A 2,139-nucleotide genomic window follows, 5' to 3' on the forward strand; every position below is an offset into this window, starting at 1 on the left:
GACCCAGGCGTTTTATCGTCGAGCGCCCCGCCTTTCAGAAAAAGCCTGGGCCCCCGCTTTTGCGGGGGTTTTACGGGGGAGGGGGCGTGAGTTGGAGCGGGCTAAGCCGCCGCCGTCGCTTCGGTCTGACGGCGGTCGTCCCAGACGGCGATCGCCCAGACCACGAAGCCGCCCAGGGCCAGGGCGCAGCCGACCCAGCCGGTCGAGCGCCAGCCGAAACCCGAGGCGACGGCCAGGCCGGCCAGCCAGGGGCCCAGGGCGTTGGCGGTGTTGAAGGCCGAGTGGTTGAGGGCGGCGGCCAGGGTCTGGGCCTCGCCGGCCACGTCCATCAGCCGGGTCTGCAACGCCGCGCCGAGCCCGCCGCCGCAGCCGATCAGGAACACCACCGCGACCAGGGTCCACAGGCTGCCGACGGCCAGCGGGTAGAGGGCCAGGGAAGCCGCGCTCCACAGCAGGATGGCGCCGACGGCCGGCATCAGGGCGCGGTCGGCGGCCCAGGCGCAGACCAGGGTGCCGGCGGTCATGCCCAGGCCGAACACCATCAGCACCAGCGGCAGGGCGGCCGGCGAGGCGTGGGTGACCTCGATCAGGGTCGAGGCCAGATAGGTGTAGACCGCGAACATGCCGCCAAAGCCGATGGCGCCGATGCCGAGCGTCAGCCAGACGCGACGGCTGGCCAGGGCCGAAAGTTCGCGCAGCGGGCTGGCGTTCTTGGGCGCAGGCTCGCGCGGCGCCAGCAGATAGACCGACACGGCGGTCAGGGTCGCCAGGGCCGCGACGATGACGAAGCCCCAGCGCCAGCCGATCCACTGGCCGACGGCGTTGGCGAGCGGCACGCCGACGATGGTGGCCACGGTCAGGCCGATCATCACCCGCGCCACGGCCGAGGCGCGTTTGTCGGGCGCGGCAAGCGAGGCGGCGACCAGGGCCGCAACGCCGAAATAGGCGCCGTGCGGCAGGCCGCTGAGGAAGCGGAACAGCACCATGGTCTCGAAGTTGGGCGACAGGGCCGACAGGCCGTTGCCGACCGCGAACAGCACCATCAGCCCGACCAGCAGGGTCCGGCGGGCGATCCTGGCGGCCAGCACGGCGATGATCGGCGCCCCGACCACCACGCCCAGGGCATAGGCGCTGATGGCATGGCCGGCGGTCGGTTCGTCGACGCCCAGGGTGCGGGCGAAGTCGGGCAGCAGGCTCATCGAGGCGAACTCGGTAGTGCCGATGGCGAAGCCGCCCAGCGCCAAGGCCAGTTGAACGAGAGCGGCGGAGGGGGCGCTGCGGGCGGGGACGCTCATGGCGGGCCTTGTCGGAACGGAGGGCGGCGAAGCCGTTCGCGCACGCGCCTGTCGTCCGCCCGAGCGGCTGGCCCGGCGGAAACGGCGCGCGGTTAGGGCCACGCTGCGGTTGGTCGAATGTGTGCATAGCTATTCACTCGCCAGCCGGCGCGCAACCCTCTAAACAGGCTCGCGTGGGGAAAAGGGTGCGAGGGATCGCCGCATGAGCGGAAACTGGCGGCCGCCGTCGTCGATCGACGTGGCCAGGGCGGCAGGGGTGTCGCAGTCGGCGGTGTCGCGCGCCTTCACGCCGGGCGCGAAGATCGCCGAGGCCACGCGCGCCAAGGTGATGGCGGCCGCCGAGGCCCTGGGCTATCGGCCGAACCTCCTACCCAAGATCCTGCAGACCAACCGCTCGGGCATAGTCGCCGTGGTCGTGGGCGGTTTCTACAATCCCTATTTCGCCATGACCCTGGAGGCCTTCTCCAAGGCCCTGACGGCGGCGGGGCGGCAGATGCTGCTGGTGCGGGTCGACAGCGACCGCATCCTCGACGGCGTTGTCGATCAACTGGCCGGCTACCGGGTGGACGCCGTGGTCTCGGCCCTGGCCCTGACCTCGCAGGAAGCCGCCGACCAGCTGGCCAAGCTGCGCATTCCGATCGTCACCCTGAACTCGGACCTGGCCGGCGACTGGATCCGCTCGGTGTCATCCGACAACTTCGCCGCCGGCGAGGCCGCGGCGCGTCTGTTGCACGAGCGGGGCGGGCGCCGGTTCGGCTTCGTCGCCGGTCCCGCCGACAGCCCGGCCCAGGTGGCGCGGGAAGCCGGCTTCGCCCATGGCCTGGCCGCGCTCGCCCTGCCGCCG

2 protein-coding genes are annotated in these 2,139 nt (G+C 72.0%); one reads left to right on the plus strand and one right to left on the minus strand.

What is annotated here, in order from left to right; translation table 11 throughout:
• Nucleotides 1–101: 101 nt before the first annotated feature.
• Nucleotides 102–1,295, minus strand: a complete 1,194-nt coding sequence (locus DMC18_RS25260; protein WP_110133429.1) for an MFS transporter — start codon at nt 1,293–1,295, stop codon at nt 102–104.
• Nucleotides 1,296–1,497: 202 nt separating this feature from the next.
• Here DMC18_RS25260 and DMC18_RS25265 point away from each other — a divergent pair.
• A partial coding sequence (locus DMC18_RS25265; protein ID WP_146218232.1) for a LacI family DNA-binding transcriptional regulator occupies nt 1,498–2,139 on the plus strand: 642 nt, incomplete at its 3' end.

Origin of the sequence: Caulobacter sp. D5 (assembly GCF_003185805.1) — a bacterium.
Lineage (GTDB): Bacteria > Pseudomonadota > Alphaproteobacteria > Caulobacterales > Caulobacteraceae > Caulobacter.